This is a genomic window from uncultured Mailhella sp. (assembly GCF_944324615.1).
In the GTDB taxonomy this organism is placed as follows: Bacteria; Desulfobacterota; Desulfovibrionia; order Desulfovibrionales; family Desulfovibrionaceae; genus Mailhella.
Genome location: NZ_CALUWY010000019.1, coordinates 1 through 24,879, shown reverse-complemented (window position 1 = coordinate 24,879; position 24,879 = coordinate 1). Strand labels below are relative to the sequence as shown.

Sequence of the window (24,879 nt, the reverse complement as noted above, 5' to 3'; positions counted from 1 at the left end):
CACTTCCGCACACGAAACGCCCGTATTCAGGCCGCGGCAACGCCCTGCCCCGCCTGCCGGGAGCGGCCGGTAACGTGCCCTGCCGTTGCACAGAAAAGCGTGCCTCCCCTTCTGCCGACGCACTCCCGCGGCACTTCCCGGCAGGCGTAAGGCACGCAAAAGCGCAGGCGGCCGCCCGGCAGCTTCCGCCCGAACATCTGCAAATACCCCGGCCCTTCAGGGAAATCCGCCCCTTCTGCAGAGCCCCATCCTGCAAGCGCCTTTGCCGAAAGCACAAAAAAAGCCCCCTCTCCTTGCGGAAAGGGGGCAAAAAACAACCCGGTCGGTCCTCAAGCTTACGCTTCAGGATCGAAATCTTCGGGGAAGTCGGCGTTGGTGTACACGTCCTGCACGTCGTCGAGTTCTTCCAGCGCGTCGGTGAGGCGCACCAGCTTCTTGGCGGTTTCCGCGTCCACGGGCACGAGCATGCGGGGCACCATGGCCAGCTGGGCTTCCATCATTTCCACGCCCTGGCCTTCCAGGGTTTCGCGCACGGTGTTGAAATCGGCCATGGCGGTGCGGACTTCCCAGGTAGCGTCGTTGTCCTGCACGTCGTCGGCGCCGGCTTCGAGCACCATGTTCATCACGGTCTCTTCGTCGGCATACTTTTCCTTGTCCAGCGTGATCACGCCCAGGTGATCGAACTGGAAGGCCACGGAGCCGCTTTCACCCATGGCGCCGCCGTACTTGGTGAACACATGGCGCACTTCGGCCACGGTACGGTTCTTGTTGTCGGTGGCGGTTTCCACAATGATGGCCACGCCGCCCGCGCCGTAGCCTTCGTACATGATTTCCGTGATGTCGCCGCCCGCATCCTGACCGGTACCCTTGCGGATGGCGGCCTCAATCTTATCCTTGGGCAGGTTCACGGCCTTGGCGGCCGCAATGGCGGAACGCAGACGGGCATTGCCGGCAGGGTCCCCGCCGCTCTTGGCGGCGATGATGATTTCCTTGGCGGCCTTGGTGAAGGCCTTGCCGCGCTTGGCGTCCTGAGCACCCTTGCGAAGTCTGATGTTTGCCCATTTATTGTGTCCCGACATGTATGCCTCCGAACAAAAAAGTGTTTACCCTTGAACAGGCCCCTTGAACCCCATGCCTACCTCAAAAATTTCCTTGCTTTCGGCGCGGGAGCTCTTGGGTTTGAATGTTTTTACCGTGGTAAAGCGCGCACGCAGCGCCTTTGCCAGTTCCTGAAAATCCGGCCCCATGAAAATCTTGGCGATAAATCCGCCGCCGGGCTTCAGATAGCGGTCGGCCACCTCCACGGCCTCAAGGCACAGTTCCAGAGAACGCGCCTGATCGGTGAACTTCGTTCCCGTGGTGCGGGGAGCCATGTCGCTGATGACCATGTCAAAAGGCCCCGTCTGCGCAAGCAGCGCCTCGAACTCCGGCGTACGCTCGAACACGTTCTCCTGAAGGAAGGTCACGTTCGGCGGAAAAACTGTGTCCGTGCTCTGCAGGTCGCAGGAAAGCACCAGCCCCTTTTCGCCCACCCGTTCCGCAGCATAGAGCGACCACGAGCCGGGAGCCGCGCCGAGATCCAGCACCTTCATGCCGGGCCTGAAAAGCCGGAAAGCCCTGTCCATTTCCTTGAGTTTGTACACGGAACGGGCAGGGTAATGTTCCTCTTTGGCCTTAAGAAAATAATAATCGCGATATACTTTCATGGCAGTCCGGGACTGTGTATCGTATTTCCTGGCAATAGCCAAGAGAACCGGGGCGGGAAATTTTTGGCGGGAAATCTTTTAGCACAAAACTTTTTGTTTTTCCAGTCCATATTCAGGGCTTTTCCCGGAAGGCACGCCTCATGCCCGCACGGGAGGGCAGGAAAAAAGCCCCCGCCCTGCCGCTTCATCCCTGCGGAACAACTCGAAAAATCCCGCAAGGTTCCCCCGCTCTTCCCCCTCGGGAGAAAGGCCCGCCGGCCCCGGAAGACAGGCCGCCCTTCCCTCTCCTGTGGAAAATTTACTTGACTTCTTATCAAGAATAATTATTATTTATTCGCACGCCGGGTTCCGGCCCGGCGCCCCTTGAAACACCCCTCTACCAGGAGACATACCATGCCTGCCAGATTTGAAGTATATCAGTGCAAACATTGCGGAAATATTGTGGAAGTCCTTCACGGCGGCGCTGCCCCGCTCATCTGCTGCGGCGAACCCATGAAGCTCATGCGCGAAGGTTCCACCGACGGCGCCAGCGAAAAGCACGTTCCCGTCATTGAAAAGACGGAAAACGGCTACAAGGTGAAGGTCGGCTCCGCCGCCCATCCCATGGCTGAAGACCATTACATCGAATGGATCGAACTGCTGGCCGACGGCGTTTCCTACTTCGCCTTCCTGAACCCCGGCGACGCTCCCGAAGCCGAATTCTGCGTGAAGGCCGACAAGGTCACCGCCCGCGAATTCTGCAACAAGCACGGCCTGTGGAAGGCCTCCTTCGAGGGATAATCATGAAGAAGTACGTCTGCAGCCTCTGCCGCTGGGAATACGATCCCGCCGTGGGCGACCCCGATTCCGGCATCGCGCCCGGCACCGCCTTCGAAGATATCCCCGAAGACTGGGTCTGCCCCGTCTGCGGTGCTTCCAAGGCCGATTTCGAAGCCGAGGAAGGCGAAGCGGAAAAGGCGGAAAGCGATATGGCCATGTGGCAGTGCCAGGTGGGCAACTGCGGCTATATCTACCGCCCCGACAAGGGCGACCGCAAGGGCAAGATTCCCGCAGGAACCTCCTTTGAGGATCTTCCCGACGACTGGCACTGCCCCGTTTGCGGCGCGAGCAAGAAAATGTTCAAGAAGCTCGCGTAGCGGGGGCACACGTTCATGATACACTGCAAGTCTTCCTCCTCCACCCGGCTGGAGGAACTTGCCGGAACCGGCGTGAAGTTCGAACGCATCCGCCGCATCACCGGCTACCTTGTGGGCACGACCGACCGCTTCAACAACGGCAAGCGCGCGGAAGAGCACGACAGAGTAAAACACTGCAATATGGAAACCTGGCGCTGAGCCGCAACCAAGGAGAATCTCCCATGAAAAAGTACACCTGCAATGTCTGCGGTTATGAATACGACCCCGCCGTCGGCGATCCCGATTCCGGCATCGCTCCCGGCACCGCCTTTGAAGACATCCCCGAAGACTGGGTCTGCCCCGTCTGCGGCGCTTCCAAGGCCGATTTTGAGGCCGAATAATTTCCGACACATCCGTGTGCGGGCAGCCTTCGAAAGAAGGCTTCCCGCTTTTTTGTTTTAGCCAAACCGAGGAAAAGATGAGACCTGTCGAACTGAAAAAGGACATTTACTGGGTCGGCGCCGTCGACTTCGACATCCGCAACTTCCACCACTACAGCCGCTCTCCCGAGGGCAGCACCTACAATGCCTATCTCGTGTGCGACGAGAAGAAGGTGCTCTTCGATACCGTGAACGCGCACGAGTTCGAAACGCTGGTGAAGCACATTTCCGAAATCACCGATCCGGAAAGCATCGACTACATCGTGTGCAACCACCTGGAACAGGACCATTCCGGCGCGCTTCCCCGCATCGTGAAGCTGTGCAAGCCGGAAAAGATCTTCTGCTCCCCCATGGGCTACAAGTCCATGACCAACATCTATAATACCGAAGGGTGGCCCATCGAAATCGTCAAGGACGGCGACCGCCTGAACATCGGCAAGCGCAACGTCACCTTCCTGGAAACCCGCATGCTGCACTGGCCCGACAGCATGGTGTCCTATCTTGAAGAAGACAAGGTGCTCTTCAGCAACGACGCCTTCGGCCAGAACATCGCAAGCTCCTTCCGTTTCGCGGATGAATGCGACCGTACCGTGCTTTATGATTCCATGAAGCGCTACTACTACAACATCGTGCTGCCCTTCTCTCCCCAGGTGCTCAAGACCCTGAAGCGCGTGGGCGATCTCGGCCTTGCCTTCGACATCATCGCTCCCGATCACGGCCTCATCTTCCGCACCCCCGAAGACGTGAAGTTCGTCATCGACTCCTACAAGGCCTTTGCCGAACAGAAGCCTCAGCTGCGCGCCGTCATCGCCTATGAAAGCATGTGGAATGGCACCACCAGGATGGCCGAAGCCGTGGCCGACGGCCTGGAAGCGGAAAACGTGCCCTATGTGCTCGTGAACCTCCAGAACAGCCACTGCAGCGACGTGATGACCGAACTTGCCGACAGCGGAGCCCTCATCCTCGGTTCCGCCACGCGCAACAACATGCCCATGGTCAACATGATGGCGTGCCTTGCCCATGTGAAGGGCCTGCGTCCCCAGAACCTCGTGGGCGCCACCTTCGGCACCTACGGCTGGTCCGGCGAAGCCCCCAAGATGATGGCCGACGCCCTTGCCGAAATGAAGGTTGAACTCGTAGGCGAACCGCTCAAGTGCTACTTCAATCCTCAGGAAGAAGACCTCGCCAGGTGCCGTGAACTCGGCGCCGCCGTGGCCCGCGCCCTGAAGGAAAAGTGCGGCGCCTGATCGCCTGAAGCCTGACGCGCGCCCGCCGGCTCCCTGCCGGCGGGTACGCGCTTCGGGCGGAACGTTTCGGAAGGCGAACCTTCCCGCCCGGAACCACGAAACAACATAGCTTCGGCCGACGCACAGGCCGCACATCTGGATGCGCCAGAAAGCACCAAGGAGCTCAGCATGGATCTCATCCTCCTTTCCCGCCTCCAGTTTGCCATGACCGTTTTCTTCCACTTCATCTTCGTTCCCCTCACGCTGGGGCTTTCCGTCCTGCTCGCCATCATGGAAACGCTCTATGTGCGCACGGGTGATGATGACTACAAGAGAATGGTCAAATTCCTGGGCAAACTCTTCCTCATCAACTTCGTTCTCGGCGTGGTGACCGGCATCACGCTCGAATTCCAGTTCGGCACCAACTGGTCGCGCTACTCCGCCTACGTGGGCGACATTTTCGGTTCGCTTCTGGCCATTGAAGCCACGGTGGCCTTCTTCCTCGAATCCACCTTCGTGGCCGTGTGGACCTTCGGCTGGGAAAAGGTGAACAAGAAGGTGCACTGCTTCGCCATATGGATGGTGGCCATTGCGGGCAACATCTCCGCGCTGTGGATCATCCTTGCCAACGGCTTCATGCAGCACCCCGTGGGCTATGTCATCCGCAACGGCCGCGCGGAACTCGACGACTTCTTCGCCGTCGTTTCCAACCCCTATGCCTGGGGTGAATATTTCCACACCGTTTCCTCGGCCTGGATGCTCGGCGGCTTCTTCGTGCTCGGCGTCGCCGCGTGGCATCTCGCCCGCAAGAACGAAGTGGCCCTCTTCACCAAGGCCGTGCGCATCGCTGCGCCCTTCACCCTCATCATGGCCCTTCTCGTGGGCGTGGCCGGTCACCAGCAGGGCATGAACGTGGCCCAGTATCAGCCTGCGAAGATGGCTGCCATGGAATCGCACTGGACCACGCAGACCAGAGCTCCCATGTATCTTCTGGCCTGGCCCGATCAGGAAAACAGCCGCAATCTTGTCGAAGCCCTGCCCATTCCCGGCCTCATGAGCTTCATCGCCTTCAACGACGTGAACGCCGAGGTCAAAGGCCTGAGCGATTTCGCCAAGGAAGACATTCCGCCCGTTCTGCCCACCTTCCTTTCCTTCCGCATCATGGTGGCCATGGGCTGCCTGTTCATCTTCGTGGCTGCCTGGGCCTGGTGGCGCCGCAAGGACATCGCTTCCGATACGCGCCTTGCCAAAATCCTGCCCTGGATGATTCCCCTGCCCTACATCACCATCATGTTCGGCTGGACCGTGGCGGAAGTGGGCCGTCAGCCCTGGATCGTCTACAACCTCATGCGTACCTCGGACGCGGTGTCTCCCGTACCCACCAGCTCGGTGCTGCTTTCCGTCATCGCCTTCCTGGTCATCTACACGCTGCTCGGCCTGATAGACATCTGGCTTCTGTACACCAACTCCCGCAAGGGCCCCGAACCCGCCAAGCCCGCTCAGGAGGCGTAACATGGAAACAATCTGGTTCTTCCTCTGGACGCTCCTCTGGGCCGTGTACTTTATTCTCGACGGCTTCGACCTCGGCATGGGCAGCCTCATGCCCTTCCTGGCCTCCAACGACCATGAACGCCGCGTCATCTACAATGCACAGGGTCCCTACTGGGACGGCAACGAAGTGTGGCTCATCACCGCGGGCGGCGTGACCTTCGCGGCATTCCCCAACGCCTACGCCGTCATGTTCAGCGCGCTGTATGCGCCCCTGCTCATCCTGCTGTTCTGTCTCATCTTCCGCGCCGTGGCCTTTGAATTCCGCGGCAAGGGCGATTCCTGCACCTGGATCTTCAGCTGGGACGTGTGCATGACTCTGGGGAGCTTCCTGCCCGCTCTGCTGCTCGGCGTGGCCTTCGCCAACCTCTTCATGGGCATTCCCATCGACGGAAACGGCGTGTACCACGGCAACATCCTCAAGCTCCTGAACCCCTACGGCCTTGCCGGCGGCGTGCTCTTCGTCATCATGTTCTGCTATCACGGCGCGCTCTGGCTGGAACTCAAGTCCGAAGGCAACCTTCAGGTCAAGGCATTCAAGGCCGCCAGAGTGCTCTGGCCCCTGCTGCTTTCCATGGTGCTCGTGTTCCTCGCGCTCACCGGGCACTATACCGAAAGCTTCGACCGTCTGGCTCAGCATCCCGCCGCCTATGTGGCCCTTGCCCTTGCCGTCATCGGTCTTGTGGCCAGCCGCCTCTGCCTGAACTCCAGCACCCTCATCGCCTGGATATGCAGCGCCCTGTTCATCCTGGGCCTCACCTTCTTCGGCGTGTTCGGCATGTACCCCGGCATCATTCTCTCCAGCATTGATCCGGCCTACAGCATCACCATCTACAACGCTTCCTCCAGCCCCCTTACCCTGAAGATCATGCTCACGGTCACGCTCTGCGCCGTGCCCGTGGTACTCCTCTACCAGGCCTGGGTGTACTGGACCTTCGCCCATAAGGTCACCAGGGAAACGCTGAAGGACGAACACTCCTACTAGGCTGAACCTTTAAACCGAAAGCCCGCCTTTTCTCACGAAAAGGCGGGCTTTTTTTATTGTCACGACAGAACGCCCAGCATTCTTTTTCTTCAGCAGGGCCTGCGGCGGAAAGTCTCTCCGGCCGATGCCGGAGACCGCGGCGTCATGCCCTGCGGCACCGGAAACATTCCCGCATCCGCCCTTTACGGAGCATCCGGCACGGGAAACGTTCCTGCCAGCCTGTCTTATGCCCTTCTCCGGCCCGGAAAGGCCGCAAAAGGCAAAAAAGCGAGCGTTCCCGGGAATAGTTGAAACGGCGGTCTGCGGGCCTGCAGAAGCCTCATTCCGTGCCCTGCCTTTCCGGCACTTCCAGCGCGCAGCGTTCCGCCGGAAACCAACCTCCGGCAGCTGGCCGCATGGGCTGCCTTCCACCTGCCGGATTCACGACAAAGCCGGAGCCGGCCGGCACCCGGATCCGGGCTTCTACGAACGGCGGCCCTGAAGCCTGCCGTGCTCAAACCAGTACAGGCAGGCCGCAACAAGGGCCGTGACCGCCAGCCCGCAGAACATGCCTTCATACCCGGCCACGGGCACCAGAAAACCGAAAAGATACGGGCCAAGACCGATGCCGAGATCGAAAAAGAGGAAAAAGGTGGTGGTGGCCTGAGCAAAGCGCGAACGGGTGACCAGCGTCAGCGACACGGCCTGCCCTGCGGACTGGAAGTTGCCGAAGCCCACGCCGAGGAGAAACGCGGCGAAAAGAAAGCTCGCGCTCGTTTCCGCCACGGCAAGCAGCGCCATGGCCAGAGCCATGAGCAGAAGCGCGGGATAGAAGACCACGTTTTCCCCGTAGTGGTCGAGAATATGCCCGCTGAAGGGTCTCGTCCCCAGCGCCGCCGCGGCATACACGAGGAAGAACACGCCGGCAGCCCAGGTAAGGCCCTTTTCCTCCGCAAACGCGGTAAGGAAGGCCTGCACGCAGCCGTATCCCAGGCAGGCCACCAGCGCCACCAGAGAAAAACGCACCACACGGGGATCAATGTAGCTGTACAGATCCGTGAGCGGACGGTGCTTCTTCAGCATGGAAGGCAGAGCCTGAAGCGCGCAGAAGACCGCAAGACACCCTGCGCCGGCGGCAAAGGCCGTCCACACCACGGTGACGTAATCCGCCCCGCTCATGAGCGTGATGCCCAGAAAAGGCCCTGCGGCCAGAGCAAGGGCCGTGCTCATGGTGAAGAGGCTGATGCCGAGTCCGTGGTACTGACGGGGCACCACATAGGCCACGATGGTACCCGTGGCCGTTCCCGTCACACCCACGGCAATCCCCGTGAAAAGACGCTGCAGAAAAAGAAGCGGAAGCGAACCGGCAAGGAAAAAGACGGCAACGCTGCCCGTATAGAGCACCAGCCCGGCCAGAAGGATGGGGCGACAGCCGAACAGGGAAAGCAGGCTCCCCGCGATGAAACGCCCGGCAAGGCAGCCTATGACCATGATGCCGCTGGAAAAGCCCGCCACGCTCAGACTCACGTCGTATGCATTGCGCACATACAGCGTGCCCGTGACGAAAATCATGTAATAGGCCGTCATGATGAGCAGATTGATCACGGCCACCACATTGAAATTGCGGTTGAATATGGCTTTTAAACCGTACCGGTCAAGCCCGCCCTTCTCTTCCGTCATCTCATACCTCCATTATATGCGAAAAGCGCCCGGGCAACGATGTTCCATGCGGCGTTGCGGGCGCAATGAAAAAGTTATGGAGATGTCTGTGCGCTGTCAAGAAAGCCCTCCCGAAAGATCGTCTCACCCACCATCAAGTGCCCTGTCACCATCAAAGGCAAGGCCCGCGCTCCCGTCGCTCCGTCGGCATCCGCCGCGTAAGGCATCAGCTTTCCCCTGCAAGATACCATGAACGCCAGCTCCCAAAGGATCCTCCTTGAGGGAAATGCTGAACAGGATACCCGCAACCTCTTCTCAAATCAGGAACTTCCCATCTGACCACAAGGGGGAATGTCATATCATTGCGCAATTCAGCAGGGAAACTTTGCCTTCAAAGGGAAATACCACTTTCCTTTTTCCTTATGCGGTTCCCTGCAGATAATATACTCTCCCTGAAAAATATCATCTTTAAAAAGAAAAATTCGTCCTCTCCCATGAGTAAAAGAATCATAAAGAGCCTTATTGCCATACTTCAGCATTTGTTCCGGTGTCCCCGTATTCTGCCCCATATAATAGATAATACCATCTTTTTCCTCATTCATATATTGACTTGTTGAGGACATAAAAAGAACGATATTACCATTTTTTGTCTGATTGATACCGCCTTTATAATCACTGGAAAAGGAAAAATACTTTTCCAGCTCCTTTCTCCCATATTTTTTGCCGACTTCCAGACCTTTCCATACAGAAGGCCTCTTTTTGTCAGCAGGCACGGAATCTGAGAACGATTTGCACAGCTTACCGACCTCATTTTCTATGGACGAATAAAGAGCTTCATTTTCATTTTTTGTTAAATATATTGCCATTTCATCATTGTTCACCTGACTGTAGTCGTATAAATTCATACTTCACAGAAGAATATCGTTTTCCGTAAGAAAGCATTTTGCATGAAGATTTTTCCTTTTAAACAGTTGTGTTGCAATCTCTTGGTGCAAAAAATCCTCACGATATATGATTCTTATCTCAACACCGCTTTCTCTTTTCTCCTTGAGAATATGATAAATACGCGTGTTCATTTTTATATAGGGAGAAACTATAATAATAACTTTCTTTGCCTCTTCAAACATTTTTTCAAGATACCAAGACATGGCTGCTGCGGTGACAAGCCGCGGGCCTTCATTCTTTACAGAGGAAAGAAAACGATGAAACAACGCCATGGAATCTCCTCCCACATACATATTTTCAAGAAATACTATCCGCATGGCGAAAGAATGGCAAACTGTTCCTGCATGTTCTGTTTACGGGGAACAGCAGCGTGTTCCCGCTGCGGAAAAGTACATACAAAACGGGGCCGATACCCGGAAAATGGTATCGGCCCCGTTGTATGGGCGGTGCGTGGGGGACATGCCCCTGCCGCTTTTAGTCGTTCATCGCATTGTTGATACCGGTTTCGATATCAGGGGCGATGATGGGGTTTTCTTCAAGGTCGCGCAGGTACTTGTTGGGGCGTTCCTTCTGGTCCGGCACCTCGATGTCCTGGTTGACGTATTCGCGGTAGCCGGTGCCTGCAGGAATGAGGCGGCCCACGATGACGTTTTCCTTCAGGCCGCGCAGGTAGTCGTGCTTGCCCTTGAGGGAAGCCTCGGTGAGCACCTTGGTGGTTTCCTGGAAGGAGGCGGCGGCCACCCACGACAGGGAGCTCAGAGAGGCCTGCGTGATGCCCAGAACCAGAGGTTCGGCCACGGCGGGCTGACGGCCTTCGGCAATGGCCTTGTCGTTTTCTTCCTTGAATTCCACCTTGTCCACCTGTTCGCCCACGAGGAAGGTGGTCTGACCCGGATCGAGGATGGTCACCTTCTTCAGCATCTGGCGCACGATGACTTCGATGTGCTTATCGTCGATACCCACGCCCTGGAAGCGGTACACTTCCTGGATTTCGTCCACGAGGTAACGGGCCAGGTACTTTTCACCGCGGGTATGCAGGATGTCGTGCAGCTCGGGATGCCCTTCGGTCACGGGTTCGCCGGCCTCCACATAGTCGCCTTCGGACGCGGTGATGTGCTTGCCTTTGGGAATGAGGTATTCCTTGGGTTCGCCCACTTCAGGACGCACGATGAGCTTTCTCTTGCCCTTGGATTCGCCCGCGTATTCCACAATGCCGGAGATTTCCGACACCACGGCCATTTCCTTGGGCTTGCGGGCTTCGAAGAGCTCGGCCACGCGGGGAAGACCACCCACGATATCCTTGGTCTTGGAGGTTTCGCGGGGCTTACGGGCGATGATGTCACCGGCCTGTACGGCCTCGCCGTCCTTCACCATGATAAGGGCGCCCACCGGCATGGTGTAGGTGGCCGGGATGGAACCCGTACCCTGCGCCGACGTGCGGGACTTGATGGTGCCGTCTTCCGCCGTGATGTCGATGGCAGGGCGGAAGCTCGTGGTACGGTATTCCATGATGGTGCGGGTGGACTGGCGGGTGGCCTCGTCCATCTTTTCCTGCACCGTCTTGCCTTCGATGATGTCCTTGAAGCGGATGAAGCCGTCCACTTCCGTGATGAAGGGTTCGTTGAAGGGGTCCCATTCGGCAAGCATCTTGCCCTTCACCACTTCCTCGCCGTCGTTGACGTAGAGGCGGGCGCCGTTGGGCAGGATGTACTTTTCCGCTTCGCGGCCCTGATCGTCCACGATGGTGAGCTGACCGCTCTTGCCGATGACCATGGCCACGCCGTCGCGGTTGATGACGGCCTTGACGCGGGTCAGGCTGATGCGGCCGGAGTTCTGCGCCTCAAAGCTGGACTTGGCCACCTGAGCCGAAGCCGTACCACCGATGTGGAAGGTACGCATGGTCAGCTGCGTGCCGGGTTCACCGATGGACTGGGCGGCGATGATGCCCACGGTCTCACCCACGTTGACAAGATGCCCGCGGGCAAGGTCGCGGCCGTAGCACAGGGCGCACACACCGCGTTCCGCCTGGCAGGTGAGCGCGGAACGGATGGTCACGGTGCCCACGCCGGCTTCGTCCAGCGCATTGGCCACCTTCTCGTCCACCAGCGTATTGGCGGGGAACAGCAGTTCCTTGGTGGTGGGATGCATGACGGGGTAGAGCAGCACACGGCCGATGATGCGGTCGCGCAGAGGAAGCTTGATTTCGTTCCCTTCGCGCAGAGCGGTCATCTCGATGCCGTCCACGGTGTTGCAGTCTTCCTGCGACACGATGACGTCCTGCACCACGTCCACGAGACGGCGGGTGAGGTAACCGGAGTTTGCCGTCTTCAGAGCGGTATCGGCCAGACCCTTGCGGGCGCCGTGCGTGGAGGTGAAGTACTGCAGCACGGTAAGGCCTTCACGGAAGCTCGCGGTAATAGGCGTTTCGATGATGGCGCCGGAAGGCTTGGCCATCAGGCCGCGCATGCCGCCGAGCTGTCTCATCTGGTCCGCGTTGCCTCGGGCACCGGAGTTGGACATCATGAAGATGGGGTTGAAGCTCGTGTCGTCGGCTTCGCGGCCCGTCTTCGGGTCAACCACATGATCCACGGAGATTTCCTTCATCATTTCCTTGGAAATGTTGGTGGAAGTCTGGGACCACACGTCGACCACCTTGTTGTACTTTTCCGTACGGGTGATGATACCGTTGCGGTACTGCTGTTCGATGTCGTCCACTTCCGCCTGCGAGGCGGAAATGATGGCCTTCTTGCGGGAAGGAATGGTCATGTCCTTCAGGCCGATGGAAATGCCCGCACGGGTGGAGAACTCGTAACCGATGTTCTTCAGCTGGTCGCAGAGAATGACGGTGTTCTTGATGCCGGCGGCCTTGTAGGCAATGCCCACGAGCTTGCCGATGGCCTTCTTGGTGAGCACCTTGTTCACTTCCTCGAAGGGCAGCACATGAGGCAGACGTTCCCACACCAGCACGCGGCCGCAGGTGGTGTCCACGGTCTTGCCGTCTTCCATGCGCACGCGGATGCGGGCATGCAGGTCGAGCTGCTTGGCGTCATAGGCGGCTTCCACTTCCCAGGGGCCGCAGAAGACCATGCCTTCGCCCTTGCAGAAGGAGCGGTCCACGGTCATGTAGTACAGGCCGAGAACCATATCCTGCGAAGGAATGATGACGGGGCTGCCGTTTGCAGGAGAAAGAATGTTGTTGGTGCTCATGAGCAGCACGCGGCATTCGATCTGCGCTTCCACGGAGAGGGGAATGTGCACGGCCATCTGGTCGCCGTCGAAGTCGGCGTTGTAGGCCGTACAGACGAGGGGATGCAGACGGATGGCCTTGCCTTCCACGAGCAGCGGTTCAAAGGCCTGGATGCCCAGACGGTGCAGCGTAGGCGCGCGGTTCAGCAGCACGGGGTATTCGCGCACCACTTCGGCCAGGATGTCCCACACCACGAGCTCCTCGCGTTCCACCATCTTCTTTGCGCTCTTGATGGTGGAGGCGTAGCCTCTCTTTTCCAGTTCGGAATAGATGAAGGGCTTGAACAGTTCGAGGGCCATCTTCTTGGGCAGGCCGCACTGATGAAGCTTCAGCGAGGGGCCCACGCAGATGACGGAACGGCCGGAATAGTCCACGCGCTTGCCGAGCAGGTTCTGACGGAAGCGGCCCTGCTTGCCCTTGATCATGTCGGAGAGGGACTTCAGCGGACGGCCGTTGGTGCCGGTGATGGCGCGGCCGCGGCGGCCGTTGTCAAACAGGGCATCCACCGCTTCCTGAAGCATGCGCTTTTCGTTGCGGATGATGATGTCCGGCGCGCCGAGCTCCTTCAGACGCTTCAGACGGTTGTTGCGGTTGATGACGCGGCGGTACAGGTCGTTCAGATCGGAGGTGGCGAAGCGGCCGCCGTCCAGCGGAACCAGAGGACGCAGGTCCGGCGGAATGACCGGAATGACTTCCAGGATCATCCATTCGGGCTTGTTGTTGGATTCCAGGAAGGCTTCCACGATCTTCAGGCGCTTGGTGAGCTTCTTCTTCTTGGTCTGGCTCTTGGTTTCCTGCGATTCCTCACGCAGTTTCACCTTGAGGGTGGGAAGGTCGAGCTCTTCCAGAAGGCCGCGGATGGCCTCGGCGCCCATGCCCACCTTGAGGGCTTCGTCGCCGAAACGTTCCATGATCTGAAGATACTGGTCTTCGGAAATGACCTGCATGCGGCTCAGGTTGGTGGAACCCGGATCCAGAACCACATAGGAGTCGAAATAGAGCACCTTCTCAAGGTCGGCCATGGTCATGTCGAGCAGGGTGCCGATCTTGGAGGGAAGCGTTTTCAAAAACCAGATATGGGCCACGGGGGCGGCAAGTTCGATATGGCCCATACGTTCACGGCGCACCTTGGAGGCAATGACTTCCACGCCGCACTTTTCGCAGACGATGCCGCGGTGCTTCATGCGCTTGTACTTGCCGCAGTTGCACTCGTAGTCCTTCACGGGGCCGAAGATCTTGGCGCAGAACAGGCCGTCGCGTTCGGGCTTGAAGGTACGGTAGTTGATGGTCTCAGGCTTCTTCACTTCGCCGTAAGACCATTCCCGTATGTTTTCCGGCGACGCAAGCGTGATCTGAATGGAGTTCAGATTGCGGATATTGGACACGCTGGAAGCGGCCGCCGTGTCGCGGACAGTAAACAGATCGTCCAGACTCATCTATATCTCCCTGGCAAGAGGGTTGGATTCATCTTTGCCTGAGCAAGAGGCAGGTGTGGAAAAGCTCCCCGCACCCGCCGGCATCGTTCCGGCCGGCCCTCCGTTTTCCCGGAGGGCCGGAGGGGAAAGCCCCCTCACGGTGCGGGAAGCTCCCCGCTCTATTCTTCAATGACAGGAGTGTTCACAAAGAAGCGGGGCTTGGCGGGCTTCTTCGTCTCTTCCTGTTCAAGGTTCACATTGAGGCCCAGGGACATGAGTTCCTTGACCAGAACATTGAAGGATTCGGGCAGACCGGCTTCAAGGAAGTTGTCTCCCTTGACGATCTTTTCATACATCTTCACGCGGCCGGCCACGTCGTCGGACTTCACGGTCAGGAATTCCTGCAGCAGGTACGACGCGCCGTAGCCTTCCAGAGCCCACACTTCCATTTCACCGAGACGCTGGCCGCCGAACTGGGCCTTGCCGCCGAGCGGCTGCTGCGTCACCAGGCTGTAGGGGCCGGTGGAACGGGCATGGATCTTTTCGTCGACGAGGTGATGCAGTTTCAGGTAGTACATCACGCCCGTGGTCACGCGGTTGGCGAAGGGCTCGCCGGTGCGGCCGTCGTAAAGCACGGTCTTGCCGTCGTTGGGCAGGCCCGCACGTTCCAGCCAGGACCAGATCTGGTCTTCTTCCGCACCGTCGAACACGGGGGTCTTGGTGATGATGCCCTTGCGCAGGCCGAGCACGGCCTTGCGCAGCGCTTCGTCATCCATGCTGTCCACCAGTTCGTCGATGGTCATGCCGTCGGCACGGGCCGCGGACAGATCGGCGGCGAAGATGTCCTTCACCTGCTTGCGCAGTTCTTCCATGGCGATGCCGTTGTCCACCATTTCCGCAAGCTGCCTGCCGAGTTCCTTGGCGGCCCAGCCCAGATGCGTTTCCATGATCTGACCGATGTTCATTCGGGAAGGCACGCCCAGGGGGTTCAGCACCACGTCCACGGGACGACCGTCCTTGAAGAAGGGCATGTCTTCCTCGGGCAGGATCATGGACACGACACCCTTGTTACCATGGCGGCCGGCCATCTTGTCGCCCACGGAAAGCTTACGCTTGATGGCTATGTGCACCTTGACCATCTTGATGACGCCGGGGGGCAGATCGTCCCCTTCCGTGGCCTTTTCGCGCTTGGAGTCATAGAGCTTCTTCACCACTTCCAGCTGAAGGTCGTAGGCTTCCAGCATGTGGGCGATCTGCTCGTTGATTTCCTTGTTGCGCAGGATGTCGGCCAGGCGCTTGATGGGCAACTCCTGCATCACTTCCCAGGTGAGTTCGCTCCCGGCCTCGGCCAGGACTTCACCCTTGCGCTTGCCGGCAATGGCAACGGCCAGAATCTGACCTTCCATGAGAGGACGCATGCGTTCGCGGGTACGCTCGGTGAGGGCGCGGACATGATCCGCTTCCTTGCGGTCGAGCTTCGCGATCTCATAGGCCTCGATTTCACGGGTGCGGTCGTCCTTCTCGCCGGAGCGGCGGTTGAACACCTTCACGTCGATGACGGTGCCTTCGATTCCCGGGGGAACCTTGAGGGAGGTGTTTTTCACGTCGCGGGCCTTGTCGCCGAATATGGCGCGCAGCAGCTTCTCTTCAGGAGTGAGCTGCGTTTCGCCCTTGGGAGTGATCTTGCCCACGAGAATGTCGTCGGGCTTCACGGAAGCGCCGATGCGGATGACGCCGCTGCCGTCCAGGTTGTGCAGCATGTCGTCGCCCACGTTGGGAATATCGCGGGTGATTTCTTCCGGTCCGAGCTTGGTGTCGCGGGCGGCCACTTCGAATTCCTCGATGTGGATGGACGTGTAGATGTCGTCCTTCACCGCGCGCTCGGAAATGAGCACGGCGTCTTCGTAGTTGTAACCGCACCAGGGCATGAAGGCCACGACCAGGTTCTTGCCGAGAGCCAGTTCGCCGTTTTCAATGCCGGGACCGTCGGCCAGAACGTCGTTCTTCTTCACTCTCTGGCCGGGGTAGCAGGTGGGCTTCTGGCCGAAGCAGGAGTTCTGGTTCGACTTGTGGTACTTCAGAAGGTCGTAGCTGCGCACGCCGCCGCGGTCTTCCATGTACAGATCGTCGTAGGCCACGATGACGCGCTCGGCGTCGGCATAGCGGACCACGCCGTCGCCTTCGGCCAGAAGGCAGGCGCCGGAGTCGCGGGCCACGTCGTATTCCATGCCCGTGCCCACCAGGGGACGTTCGGAACGCAGAAGCGGAACGGCCTGGCGCTGCATGTTGGAACCCATGAGGGCGCGGTTGGCGTCGTCATGTTCCAGGAAGGGAATGAGCGCGGCGGAAATGGACACCATCTGGCTGGGCGAAATGTCCTGCAGGGTGACTTCGTCGCGGCTCGCCATGAGCACGTCGCCGCCGGTGGAACGCACGGTCATGTTCTCTTCAATGAAGCGGCCGGTTTCATCCACGGGAGCGTTGGCCTGGGCGATGATCTGATCCTTTTCGCAGGAGGCGTCGAGATGCACGATTTCATCGGTCTTGCGGCCGTCGCGCACCACGCGGTACGGCGTTTCAATGAAGCCGTATTCGTTCACCTTGGCGTAGGTGGTCAGAGAAACGATAAGACCGATGTTCGGGCCTTCAGGCGTTTCAATGGGGCAGATGCGGCCGTAATGGGAGGTGTGCACGTCGCGCACTTCAAAGCCGGCGCGGTCACGGGTCAGACCGCCGGGGCCCAGAGCGGAAAGACGGCGCTTGTGCGTCACTTCCGACAGGGAGTTGGTCTGGTCCATGAACTGCGACAGCTGGGAGGTGCCGAAGAATTCCTTGAGCACGGCCGCCACGGGCTTGGGATTGATGAGGTCGTGCGGCATGAGGGAAGCGACTTCCTGAATGCTCATGCGTTCCTTGATGGCGCGTTCCATGCGCACAAGGCCGATGCGGTACTGGTTTTCCACCAGTTCGCCCACAAGACGCACGCGGCGGTTGCCCAGATGGTCGATGTCGTCGGGCGCACCGTTGCTGTCCTTCATGGTCACGAGCACCTTGATGGCCGTGATGATGTCCTCATCGGTGAGGGTCAGCACGTCCTTGTCGGTGTTGAGGCCGAGGCGCAGGTTGAGCTTGTAGCGGCCCACGGCGGACAGGTCGTAGTAGTCGGGATTGCGGAACAGGTTGTCGAAGTAGCTGGCCGCAATTTCGGGCGTGGGCGGAGAGCTCGGACGCAGACGACGGTAGATTTCCTCCTGGGCCTTCTCGGTGCTCGTGGTCTTGTCGAGCATGAGGGTGTCGCGGATGGAGGAAGAGGCGTCGGCCCCCTTGGTGTGCAGGATGGAAAGGCTGGTCACGCCCGCTTCCAGAATCTGCTCAAGCAGGGAAGGCGTCACTTCGTCGGCGGCTTCGGCGATGATTTCACCGGTGGAGGCGTTCACCACGTCTTCGCCGAGGAAAAGACCGTTCAGAGAATCGGGAGCAACTTCGATATATTCAATGCCCGCACCGGAGATCTTTCTCCAGTCGCGCTTGTTCAGCTTCTTCCCGGCCTTGACGACGATGTTGCCGTCGGCATCCAGAATGTCGTTGAAGGCGGTGCGGTCCTTGTCGTTGGCGAACAGCTCGGCATCGGCGCGCATGAGCAGGCGGGAACCTTCCAGACGATACTCTTCCTTCTTGTAGAAGGTGTCGAGAATCTGCGTCTTGGACATGCCCATGGCCTTGAAGAGAATGGTCGCGGGCATCTTGCGGCGGCGGTCGATGCGGACGTAGAGGATATCCTTGTGGTCGAAGTCGAAATCGAGCCAGGAACCGCGCATGGGAATGACGCGGCAGGAATAGAGCACCTTGCGGGAAGTGTGCGTCTTGCCGCCGTCGTGTTCAAAGATGATGCCGGGGGAGCGCTGGAGCTGATTGACGATGACGCGTTCCGTGCCGTTCACGATGAACGTGCCCTTTTCGGTCATCAGCGGAAGCGTGCCGAAATAAATATCCTGCTCCTTGCCGTCGCGGTAGGTGCGGGTGTTGGCTGCTTCGTCGACGTCATAAATATCGAGACGTACCTTGATACGCACGGGAGCTTCGTAGGTCAGGCCCTTGGAAATGCACTCGGCCTGGTCGTACTTTGGCTCGCTTATGTCATAACCCAGATATTCCAGGCTGGCGGTGCGATTAAAATCTTCGATGGGGAACACGGAACGGAAGACGCCTTCCAGCCCCACATGGGGATCGCGTTCCGATTCCTTGCGCCCTTCCTGCAGGAAGGCGCTGTACGAGTCCACCTGAAGATTCAAAAGGTGCGGAATGGGAATGGACACTTTGATTTTGCCGAATTGCTTCGTAAGCTGACCCATTACTTTACCTCAAGAATGGCAGTTGTCCGGCCCTGCGCCGGAAATGTGACGTAACGGAAGAAAGCCCTGACACAAACGAACAGACGCGGAAAAACAGACAACAAAATCCCCATCCCTGGCCCGGATGGGGCGTTGCCTGTCCTTTATGACATCTGGCTAGAGAGAACGTTCAATGTGTGATGCCTGCATATCCGTCCGTAGAGATTATCCTAATGAGTCAGTCAGACTAACCCCTTATCAGGCAAATAGCAAGTGTTTTCATGACACCTTTTCCATATTTCAGGATAACCTATTTTTTCAGAAAAAACAATTCCCCCCTTTGGTTGACAAAGAAAATTTTCCCGCTTTTTCAACTTTTTCCCTTCCGGAAGGCTGTAAAAAAAGATTAAGGCCACTGTCAGATCTCTCTGGAACGCGGCCCCCGGCATGTTGCTGCCGTGCCGCTTCCCCCCGGCACATCCCCCGCCGCCTTTTTTCCTGTCCCGGCACCGCATAACAGGCGTTCACCAAAGAAGAAGCTCCGCATGTTCCCCTCCTCCTGTATTGCGGAAGACGGTGCAGGCATCTTCCCGCGCCCATGTGCAGACCTTTCCTGCGGCGTACCTGTCCCCCTGTGCAGCGCTGCATTACCCGGGATGCACCAGAAAAAGGCATACCATGCTTTCCCTGCAGCATCGGCTCAGGTATCACGATGCACCTTTCCCGATCATGCACCGCGTGCTCCGGGGGAAGGATGCAAACGCGCCGCACCGGCCGAAGCCCCGGGCGAAGCGTTCCGATACCATCGGACTGCCGAGGAGCAGAAGGTTCGGCCCGTGCACACCCCCGGATGCCGATTTTCCCGGAAGGCCCTCCCGCACCGGAGGGCACAACCTGCCTCAGTCGCTCCACTCCCGGCCGCACGAAAGCGCCCTGCCCGAAAAAGTCTCCGAACCTGCCACACTTCCGTTAAAAAAGAGGGAGCGTTGCCCGATTGTCCCCCTGCGCCCAGACGCCGGAAGGTTCCGCCCTCAAAAATCGCCCTCTTTTCTGCCGACCCCCACCTTTCCCGACCATGCACCGCGTGCTCCGGGGGAAGGATGCAAACACTCCGCACCGGCCGAAGCCATCGGGCGAAGCGTTCCGATACCATCGGCCTGCCGAGGAGCGGGAGAATCCCCCGTGCACTCCCCGGATGCCGATTTTCCCGGAAGCTCCTCCAGCACCGAAGTTACAACCCGCCTCAGTCGCCCCACTCCCGGCCGCACGGAAGCGCCCTGCCCGAAAAAGTCTCCGAACCTGCCGCACTTCCGTTAAAAAAAGAGGGAGCGTTGCCCGATTATCCCCCGGACGCCGGAGCCTTTCCCCTGCTCAGGCAGGACGGTGTTTCGCTTCCTGTGTTCACGCCCTGCATCTTCTGCCGGGATCGGGTGCCGCAATGCCGGCTTCAGCAAAAACGCCAAAACCTCCGCACCGGCAAAGCACAGGCGGAAGCTTCGTGCCCCGGGAAGGCAGGGCTTTTCAGGCACAAAAAAAGGCCCCTCCGGGGAGGGGCCTCATATTCACCTGGCGGTGAAGGAAACTTACTTGATTTCGACGGTAGCGCCGGCTTCGGTGAGTTCCTTCTTGGCGGCTTCGGCGTCTTCCTTGGACACGCCTTCCTTCAGGGTGGAGGGAGCGCCGTCCACCTTTTCCTTGGCTTCCTTGAGGCCGAGGCCGGTCAGAGCGCGCACGACCTTGATGACGCCGATCTTGTTGGCGCCGACTTCCTTCAGGATAACGTCGAATTCGGTCTTTTCTTCTTCAGCGGGAGCAGCAGCGGCGGGAGCAGCGGCAACGGCCACGGCGGGAGCGGCAGCGGACACGCCGAACTTTTCTTCGAGTTCCTTGATGAATTCAGCCAGTTCGAGCACGGTCATGTTGGAGATGAACTCAACAACCTGTTCCTTGGTGATATCGGCCATGGTAATGACTCCTTAAAATTCTTTGACTTTTGATGGTTTGGGGCGAAATGGCAGTCGAAGGAACGCTTACGCGGCCTTCTTTTCTTCGATAGCCTTGAGGGCGTACAGAAGAGGACGAACCATATTGGCCATGAGAGACACGAAATTGGTGGGCACGGCGTTCATGGTCGCCAGGGCCTGAGCAAGCAGCTGTTCCTTGGAAGGCAGCTTGGCGAGTTCGGAGATCTGAGCGGGGCTCAGAGTCTTGCCGTCAAGGCTGGCCTGACGGATTTCCAGCTTGCTGTTGGTCTTGGCGTAGTCCGTGAGAGCCTTGGCCACACCGACGGGATCCTTGAATCCAAGGGCGATGGCACAGTTATCCTTCAGAGAAGAAGAGATGGAGCTGTGTTCGGTGTCTGCTAACGCGATGCGGGCAAGCGTGTTCTTGACGACGTGATATTCGCCGCCGGCGGCGCGCAGCGCCACACGGAGCCCGGTCAGCTCTTCCACCGACATACCCTTGAAGTCGGTCACAACCGCAAACGAAGCACGGGAAGCGACTTCCCTCACCTGCTCGATGATTACGGCTTTTTCAGACCTGTTCTTCACGTGATGCTCCTCACGATTGGGTGTTTGTCTTGTGGAATGCCGAGCCAAAGAATCTGTCTGAGCAGGATATTAAGGCTTGCGCCTCCTGCCGTCTTCGACCCGAAATTCCTTCCCTAGCCTAAAATATGAAAAAAGGCGGAAAGGCACCCCTCTGCGGGGTGCCCGTCACTAGCCTTCAATAAACTTCTTGCACTGGGCCATGTCGACCTTGAAGCCGGGGCCCATGGTGGTGGAAACCGTCATGGAGAGCATGTACTGACCCTTGGCGGCGGAAGGCTTCAGACGCTGAACGGCGTCGAGCAGAGCCTTGAGGTTGCCCATGATCTTTTCGGGACCGAAGGACACCTTGCCGAGGGGAGCGTGCAGCACGCCGGCCTTGTCCACCTTGAAGTCCACACGACCGGCCTTCAGTTCCTGAACGGCCTTGGCCACGTCGAAGGTGACGGTGCCGGTCTTGGCGTTGGGCATCAGGCCGCGGGGGCCGAGCACACGGCCGACCTGGCCGACCAGAGCCATGACGTCAGGAGCAGCCACGGCGGCGTCGAATTCCAGCCAGCCGCCCTTGATCTGGGCAACGAGGTCTTCAGCACCCACCACGTCGGCGCCGGCGGCACGGGCTTCAGCCTGCTTGTCGCCCTTGCAGAACACGGCCACGCGCACGGTCTTGCCGAGGCCATGGGGAAGGGAAACAGCACCGCGGACCATCTGGTCGGAGTACTTGGGGTCGACACCCAGACGGAGGGCGACGTCGACCGTTTCATCAAATTTGGCGAAGGAAGCGCCAAGGGACTTGGCAACCGCGTCCTCCACGGAAAAACGCTGGGTCAGATCAATGCCTTCCAGCGAATTGCGATATTTTTTTCCATGCGTAGGCATGATGGTATTCCTTTCTTTGCGCTTGTCGTCTCGAATCTCCTGCCGGCATCGGGTGCCGGCAGTACGGCCGAATCCAACGAAATAGGCGCGGCGCGATGAACGCGCCCACATATCACACGTACGGACGCCGTCTTGCCGCCTGGACGAATTACTTGACGTCCAGTCCCATGCTGCGCGCGGTGCCCATGATGTTGCGCACAGCGCCTTCGAGATCCTTGCAGTTCAGGTCGGGCATCTTCAGCTTGGCGATTTCCTCGACCTGAGCCATGGTGACGGAACCAACCTTGGTACGGTTGGGCTCGCCGGAACCCTTTTCCACCTTGGCGGCCTTCAGCAGCAGAACGGGGGCCGGAGGCGTCTTGGTGATGAAGGTGAAGGAGCGGTCGGCATACACCGTGATGATCACGGGGATGATCATGCCCTTCTGATCCTGAGTACGAGCATTGAATTCCTTGCAGAACCCCATGATGTTCACGCCGTGCTGGCCCAGAGCGGGACCGACGGGCGGGGAGGGGTTGGCAGCACCAGCAGGAATCTGCAGTTTGATCTTGGCAACTTCTTTCTTGGCCATTGTCGTTAATCCTTATTTTGCGGTCTCAGGCACAGGCCTGACTGCTGTCGATGAAATATTTCAGAGCGGACGTATCCGGTGAGGGCTCAGCCCTTGGTCACCTGGATGAAATCGAGCTCCACCGGCGTCTGGCGGCCGAAAATGGACACGGACACCTTGAGCTTGCCCTTGTCGTAGTTGACCTCTTCCACAACGCCATTGAAACCGCCGAACGGGCCGTCAATGACCCGGACCTCGTCGCCGCGATCGAAGTTGAACTTGGGACGGGGCTGTTCCTGGCGGGTTTCCATCAACGAAAGAATGCGCTCCGCTTCACCAGGACCCATAGGTGCAGGACGATTTTTCCCGCCCACAAAGCCGGTGACTTTGGGGATATTCTGAACCAGATGCCAGGAAAGATCGGTCATCGTCATGCGGACCATGACATAACCGGGGTAGAACTTTCTGGTCGTGGTGCGCTTCTGGCCGCCCTTGCCGAGTTCGATGACTCGCTCGGTGGGGACAACCACATCATGGATGCAGCCCTTGTCCTGGCCGGTGCGCATCAGTTCCCGGATCATCTGCTCTACTCTCTGTTCAAAACCGGAGTAGGTGTGCAGGATGTACCAGTGACCGGCATCCTGGCTGGAAGCAGGTTCAGAATGGACGGGGAAGTCGGTGATGCTTTCTTGCTCAGCCATTGTATGTACCCTTGCGGATGTGGAGAAAGTGTGAACGAGAATCCCCTCAGGCGAGGATCAGACGAACCACACTGGAAAGGATGAGATCCACCAATCCGAGAAGGATGGCCATGACGGCAACAAAGCCGAGCACCACCATGCTGGTGGTACGGGTTTCTTTCCAGTTGGGCCAGCTGACCTTGCGCAGCTCAACGCGAGACAGGAGAAGATAATCCCTGAATGCAGCAAAGCGCGCCGTCAGGCTACGATTTTCGCCAGCGGTCTGGCCAGACTTGCTGGAGGCGGCGGCGGGAGCCGTTTTGGCCTGCGAATTCGTTTCCGCGGCGTCACTCTGTTTTTTGCTCATGTTAGCCTCAAAACTGAAAAGACAAAAGAAATGGCAGGCCAGGAGGGATTCGAACCCCCAACATGCGGTTTTGGAGACCGCCGCTCTGCCGTTGGAGCTACTGGCCTGCGCTATGAAGCACTACTTCGCTTCGCGATGAGTCGTGTGTTTCTTGTCCCAGGGGCAATACTTCTTGACTTCAAGGCGACCGGTAGTGTTCTTCTTGTTCTTAACCGTGGCGTAGTTGCGGCGCTTGCATTCGGTGCAAGCGAGCAGGATGTTCACGCGCATGGTATTACTCCAAGATTTCGGTCACCACGCCGGAGCCGACGGTGTGGCCGCCTTCGCGGATAGCGAAGCGTTCACCGGGAGCCATGGCGATGGGGTTGATGAGTTCAACGGTGAAGGTGGCGTTGTCGCCGGGCATAACCATTTCCACGCCTTCAGCCAGCTTGATCACGCCGGTGATGTCGGTGGTGCGGAAATAGAACTGAGGACGGTAGCCGGAGAAGAAGGGAGTGTGGCGGCCGCCTTCGTCCTTGCTCAGAACGTACACTTCAGACTTGAACTTGGTGTGAGGAGTGATGGACTTGGGAGCAGCGAGCACCTGGCCGCGTTCCACGTCTTCACGCTTGATGCCGCGGAGCAGAGCACCGATGTTGTCACCGGCCTGGCCCTGATCGAGCAGCTTGCGGAACATTTCAACGCCGGTCACAGTGGTGGTCTGAGTGGGACGGATGCCCACGATTTCCACGGTGTCGCCGACCTTCACCACGCCGCGTTCCACACGACCGGTCACCACGGTGCCACGGCCGGAGATGGAGAACACGTCTTCGATGGGCATGAGGAAGGGCTTGTCGGTTTCGCGAACGGGATCAGGAATGTAGCTGTCGCAGGCGTCGAGCAGTTCGAGGATGCACTTGGCATCTTCAGCCTGCCAGTCGTCGCAGTTCAGAGCGTTCAGAGCGGAACCGCGGATCACGGGCACATCGTCGCCCGGGAAGCCGTTGGCGGTCAGAAGTTCGCGCATTTCCATTTCGACGAGGTCGAGCAGTTCGGGGTCGTCGACCTGGTCACACTTGTTCATGAACACGATGATGTAGGGCACGCCCACCTGACGAGCGAGCAGGATGTGCTCACGGGTCTGAGGCATGGGACCGTCGGTGGCGGCCACCACGATGATGGCGCCGTCCATCTGAGCAGCACCGGTGATCATGTTCTTGATGTAGTCGGCGTGGCCGGGGCAGTCAACGTGAGCGTAGTGACGCTTGTCGGTCTC

The 24,879-nt window shown here is 58.8% G+C and carries 22 protein-coding genes, 1 tRNA gene and 1 pseudogene; 8 read left to right on the top strand and 16 right to left on the bottom strand.

What is annotated here, in order from left to right:
* Nucleotides 1-335: 335 nt before the first annotated feature.
* A complete protein-coding gene (locus Q0K07_RS06190) occupies nucleotides 336-1,079 on the bottom strand; it encodes a YebC/PmpR family DNA-binding transcriptional regulator (RefSeq protein ID WP_294557770.1) in 744 nt (247 codons plus the stop codon).
* Between the two features lie 24 nt (nucleotides 1,080-1,103).
* A complete protein-coding gene (locus Q0K07_RS06185; protein ID WP_294557769.1) occupies nucleotides 1,104-1,706 on the bottom strand; it encodes an RlmE family RNA methyltransferase in 603 nt (200 codons plus the stop codon).
* Nucleotides 1,707-2,099: 393 nt separating this feature from the next.
* Here Q0K07_RS06185 and Q0K07_RS06180 point away from each other — a divergent pair, with 393 nt between their 5' ends.
* The 8 genes and pseudogenes from Q0K07_RS06180 to cydB all read left to right on the top strand — a co-directional run bounded on the left by Q0K07_RS06180 (nucleotide 2,100) and on the right by cydB (nucleotide 7,020).
* Nucleotides 2,100-2,486 (top strand): desulfoferrodoxin, encoded by a 387-nt coding sequence (locus Q0K07_RS06180; RefSeq protein ID WP_294557768.1) that lies wholly within the window; start codon nucleotides 2,100-2,102, stop codon nucleotides 2,484-2,486.
* Between the two features lie 2 nt (nucleotides 2,487-2,488).
* Nucleotides 2,489-2,638, top strand: a pseudogene (gene rd / locus Q0K07_RS06175) (rubredoxin); the annotation flags it as partial.
* A gap of 36 nt (nucleotides 2,639-2,674) precedes the next feature.
* Nucleotides 2,675-2,842, top strand: a complete 168-nt coding sequence (locus tag Q0K07_RS06170) for a rubredoxin (RefSeq protein WP_294557795.1) — start codon at nucleotides 2,675-2,677, stop codon at nucleotides 2,840-2,842.
* 15 nt (nucleotides 2,843-2,857) lie between these two features.
* Nucleotides 2,858-3,040 (top strand): anaerobic ribonucleoside-triphosphate reductase, encoded by a 183-nt coding sequence (gene nrdD / locus Q0K07_RS06165; RefSeq protein ID WP_294557767.1) that lies wholly within the window; start codon nucleotides 2,858-2,860, stop codon nucleotides 3,038-3,040.
* A 23-nt stretch (nucleotides 3,041-3,063) separates the two neighbouring features.
* Nucleotides 3,064-3,222, top strand: a complete 159-nt coding sequence (gene rd, locus Q0K07_RS06160; RefSeq protein ID WP_077073774.1) for a rubredoxin — start codon at nucleotides 3,064-3,066, stop codon at nucleotides 3,220-3,222.
* Nucleotides 3,223-3,299: 77 nt separating this feature from the next.
* Nucleotides 3,300-4,508, top strand: a complete 1,209-nt coding sequence (locus tag Q0K07_RS06155; protein WP_294557766.1) for an MBL fold metallo-hydrolase — start codon at nucleotides 3,300-3,302, stop codon at nucleotides 4,506-4,508.
* A 168-nt stretch (nucleotides 4,509-4,676) separates the two neighbouring features.
* Complete coding sequence (locus tag Q0K07_RS06150; protein ID WP_294557765.1) at nucleotides 4,677-5,999, top strand: cytochrome ubiquinol oxidase subunit I; 1,323 nt, start codon at nucleotides 4,677-4,679, stop codon at nucleotides 5,997-5,999.
* A gap of 1 nt (nucleotide 6,000) precedes the next feature.
* Nucleotides 6,001-7,020, top strand: a complete 1,020-nt coding sequence (cydB, locus tag Q0K07_RS06145) for a cytochrome d ubiquinol oxidase subunit II (protein ID WP_294557764.1) — start codon at nucleotides 6,001-6,003, stop codon at nucleotides 7,018-7,020.
* A 462-nt stretch (nucleotides 7,021-7,482) separates the two neighbouring features.
* Here cydB and Q0K07_RS06140 read toward each other — a convergent pair whose 3' ends face one another.
* From Q0K07_RS06140 to tuf, 14 genes are all read right to left on the bottom strand, one after another.
* A complete protein-coding gene (locus Q0K07_RS06140) occupies nucleotides 7,483-8,679 on the bottom strand; it encodes an MFS transporter (protein WP_294557763.1) in 1,197 nt (398 codons plus the stop codon).
* Nucleotides 8,680-9,029: 350 nt separating this feature from the next.
* Nucleotides 9,030-9,563 carry a hypothetical protein gene (locus Q0K07_RS06135; protein WP_294557761.1) on the bottom strand — a complete coding sequence of 178 codons (534 nt, stop codon included), beginning with the start codon at nucleotides 9,561-9,563 and terminating at the stop codon, nucleotides 9,030-9,032.
* A 3-nt stretch (nucleotides 9,564-9,566) separates the two neighbouring features.
* The gene (locus Q0K07_RS06130) at nucleotides 9,567-9,875 is read right to left on the bottom strand and encodes a hypothetical protein (protein WP_294557760.1); all 309 of its coding nucleotides are present in this window, start codon (nucleotides 9,873-9,875) and stop codon (nucleotides 9,567-9,569) included.
* A gap of 202 nt (nucleotides 9,876-10,077) precedes the next feature.
* Complete coding sequence (rpoC, locus tag Q0K07_RS06125) at nucleotides 10,078-14,286, bottom strand: DNA-directed RNA polymerase subunit beta' (protein ID WP_294557759.1); 4,209 nt, start codon at nucleotides 14,284-14,286, stop codon at nucleotides 10,078-10,080.
* Nucleotides 14,287-14,444: 158 nt separating this feature from the next.
* A complete protein-coding gene (gene rpoB / locus Q0K07_RS06120) occupies nucleotides 14,445-18,617 on the bottom strand; it encodes a DNA-directed RNA polymerase subunit beta (RefSeq protein WP_294557758.1) in 4,173 nt (1,390 codons plus the stop codon).
* Nucleotides 18,618-20,179: 1,562 nt separating this feature from the next.
* On the bottom strand, nucleotides 20,180-20,560 hold the full coding sequence (gene rplL, locus Q0K07_RS06115) for a 50S ribosomal protein L7/L12 (protein WP_077073785.1): 381 nt from the start codon (nucleotides 20,558-20,560) through the stop codon (nucleotides 20,180-20,182).
* A gap of 66 nt (nucleotides 20,561-20,626) precedes the next feature.
* Nucleotides 20,627-21,148 (bottom strand): 50S ribosomal protein L10, encoded by a 522-nt coding sequence (gene rplJ, locus Q0K07_RS06110; protein ID WP_294557757.1) that lies wholly within the window; start codon nucleotides 21,146-21,148, stop codon nucleotides 20,627-20,629.
* Nucleotides 21,149-21,316: 168 nt separating this feature from the next.
* Nucleotides 21,317-22,024 (bottom strand): 50S ribosomal protein L1, encoded by a 708-nt coding sequence (rplA, locus tag Q0K07_RS06105; protein WP_294557756.1) that lies wholly within the window; start codon nucleotides 22,022-22,024, stop codon nucleotides 21,317-21,319.
* A 148-nt stretch (nucleotides 22,025-22,172) separates the two neighbouring features.
* Complete coding sequence (gene rplK / locus Q0K07_RS06100; RefSeq protein WP_294557755.1) at nucleotides 22,173-22,595, bottom strand: 50S ribosomal protein L11; 423 nt, start codon at nucleotides 22,593-22,595, stop codon at nucleotides 22,173-22,175.
* 86 nt (nucleotides 22,596-22,681) lie between these two features.
* Nucleotides 22,682-23,275, bottom strand: coding sequence for a transcription termination/antitermination protein NusG (gene nusG / locus Q0K07_RS06095; protein ID WP_294557754.1), 594 nt, complete (start codon nucleotides 23,273-23,275; stop codon nucleotides 22,682-22,684).
* Between the two features lie 46 nt (nucleotides 23,276-23,321).
* Entirely contained in the window at nucleotides 23,322-23,621 is a 300-nt protein-coding gene (gene secE, locus Q0K07_RS06090; RefSeq protein WP_294557753.1) for a preprotein translocase subunit SecE, read from the bottom strand.
* Between the two features lie 31 nt (nucleotides 23,622-23,652).
* Nucleotides 23,653-23,728 (bottom strand) — tRNA-Trp (locus tag Q0K07_RS06085).
* A gap of 13 nt (nucleotides 23,729-23,741) precedes the next feature.
* Nucleotides 23,742-23,891, bottom strand: a complete 150-nt coding sequence (rpmG, locus tag Q0K07_RS06080; protein ID WP_077073790.1) for a 50S ribosomal protein L33 — start codon at nucleotides 23,889-23,891, stop codon at nucleotides 23,742-23,744.
* 4 nt (nucleotides 23,892-23,895) lie between these two features.
* A partial coding sequence (gene tuf / locus Q0K07_RS06075) for an elongation factor Tu (protein WP_294557752.1) occupies nucleotides 23,896-24,879 on the bottom strand: 984 nt, incomplete at its 5' end.

What these genes read in the sequence shown, in the direction of transcription:
- rplL (WP_077073785.1), bottom strand. Translation starts at nt 20,560, where the DNA reads ATGGCCGATATCACCAAGGAACAGGTTGTTGAGTTCATCTCCAACATG.
- Q0K07_RS06135 (WP_294557761.1), bottom strand. Translation starts at nt 9,563, where the DNA reads ATGAATTTATACGACTACAGTCAGGTGAACAATGATGAAATGGCAATA.
- secE (WP_294557753.1), bottom strand. Translation starts at nt 23,621, where the DNA reads ATGAGCAAAAAACAGAGTGACGCCGCGGAAACGAATTCGCAGGCCAAA.
- rpoB (WP_294557758.1), bottom strand. Translation starts at nt 18,617, where the DNA reads ATGGGTCAGCTTACGAAGCAATTCGGCAAAATCAAAGTGTCCATTCCC.
- rplK (WP_294557755.1), bottom strand. Translation starts at nt 22,595, where the DNA reads ATGGCCAAGAAAGAAGTTGCCAAGATCAAACTGCAGATTCCTGCTGGT.
- nusG (WP_294557754.1), bottom strand. Translation starts at nt 23,275, where the DNA reads ATGGCTGAGCAAGAAAGCATCACCGACTTCCCCGTCCATTCTGAACCT.
- rplA (WP_294557756.1), bottom strand. Translation starts at nt 22,024, where the DNA reads ATGCCTACGCATGGAAAAAAATATCGCAATTCGCTGGAAGGCATTGAT.
- Q0K07_RS06150 (WP_294557765.1), top strand. Translation starts at nt 4,677, where the DNA reads ATGGATCTCATCCTCCTTTCCCGCCTCCAGTTTGCCATGACCGTTTTC.
- Q0K07_RS06190 (WP_294557770.1), bottom strand. Translation starts at nt 1,079, where the DNA reads ATGTCGGGACACAATAAATGGGCAAACATCAGACTTCGCAAGGGTGCT.
- Q0K07_RS06170 (WP_294557795.1), top strand. Translation starts at nt 2,675, where the DNA reads ATGGCCATGTGGCAGTGCCAGGTGGGCAACTGCGGCTATATCTACCGC.
- Q0K07_RS06130 (WP_294557760.1), bottom strand. Translation starts at nt 9,875, where the DNA reads ATGGCGTTGTTTCATCGTTTTCTTTCCTCTGTAAAGAATGAAGGCCCG.
- nrdD (WP_294557767.1), top strand. Translation starts at nt 2,858, where the DNA reads ATGATACACTGCAAGTCTTCCTCCTCCACCCGGCTGGAGGAACTTGCC.
- rpoC (WP_294557759.1), bottom strand. Translation starts at nt 14,286, where the DNA reads ATGAGTCTGGACGATCTGTTTACTGTCCGCGACACGGCGGCCGCTTCC.
- rpmG (WP_077073790.1), bottom strand. Translation starts at nt 23,891, where the DNA reads ATGCGCGTGAACATCCTGCTCGCTTGCACCGAATGCAAGCGCCGCAAC.
- cydB (WP_294557764.1), top strand. Translation starts at nt 6,001, where the DNA reads ATGGAAACAATCTGGTTCTTCCTCTGGACGCTCCTCTGGGCCGTGTAC.
- Q0K07_RS06155 (WP_294557766.1), top strand. Translation starts at nt 3,300, where the DNA reads ATGAGACCTGTCGAACTGAAAAAGGACATTTACTGGGTCGGCGCCGTC.
- Q0K07_RS06185 (WP_294557769.1), bottom strand. Translation starts at nt 1,706, where the DNA reads ATGAAAGTATATCGCGATTATTATTTTCTTAAGGCCAAAGAGGAACAT.
- Q0K07_RS06180 (WP_294557768.1), top strand. Translation starts at nt 2,100, where the DNA reads ATGCCTGCCAGATTTGAAGTATATCAGTGCAAACATTGCGGAAATATT.
- Q0K07_RS06140 (WP_294557763.1), bottom strand. Translation starts at nt 8,679, where the DNA reads ATGACGGAAGAGAAGGGCGGGCTTGACCGGTACGGTTTAAAAGCCATA.
- rd (WP_077073774.1), top strand. Translation starts at nt 3,064, where the DNA reads ATGAAAAAGTACACCTGCAATGTCTGCGGTTATGAATACGACCCCGCC.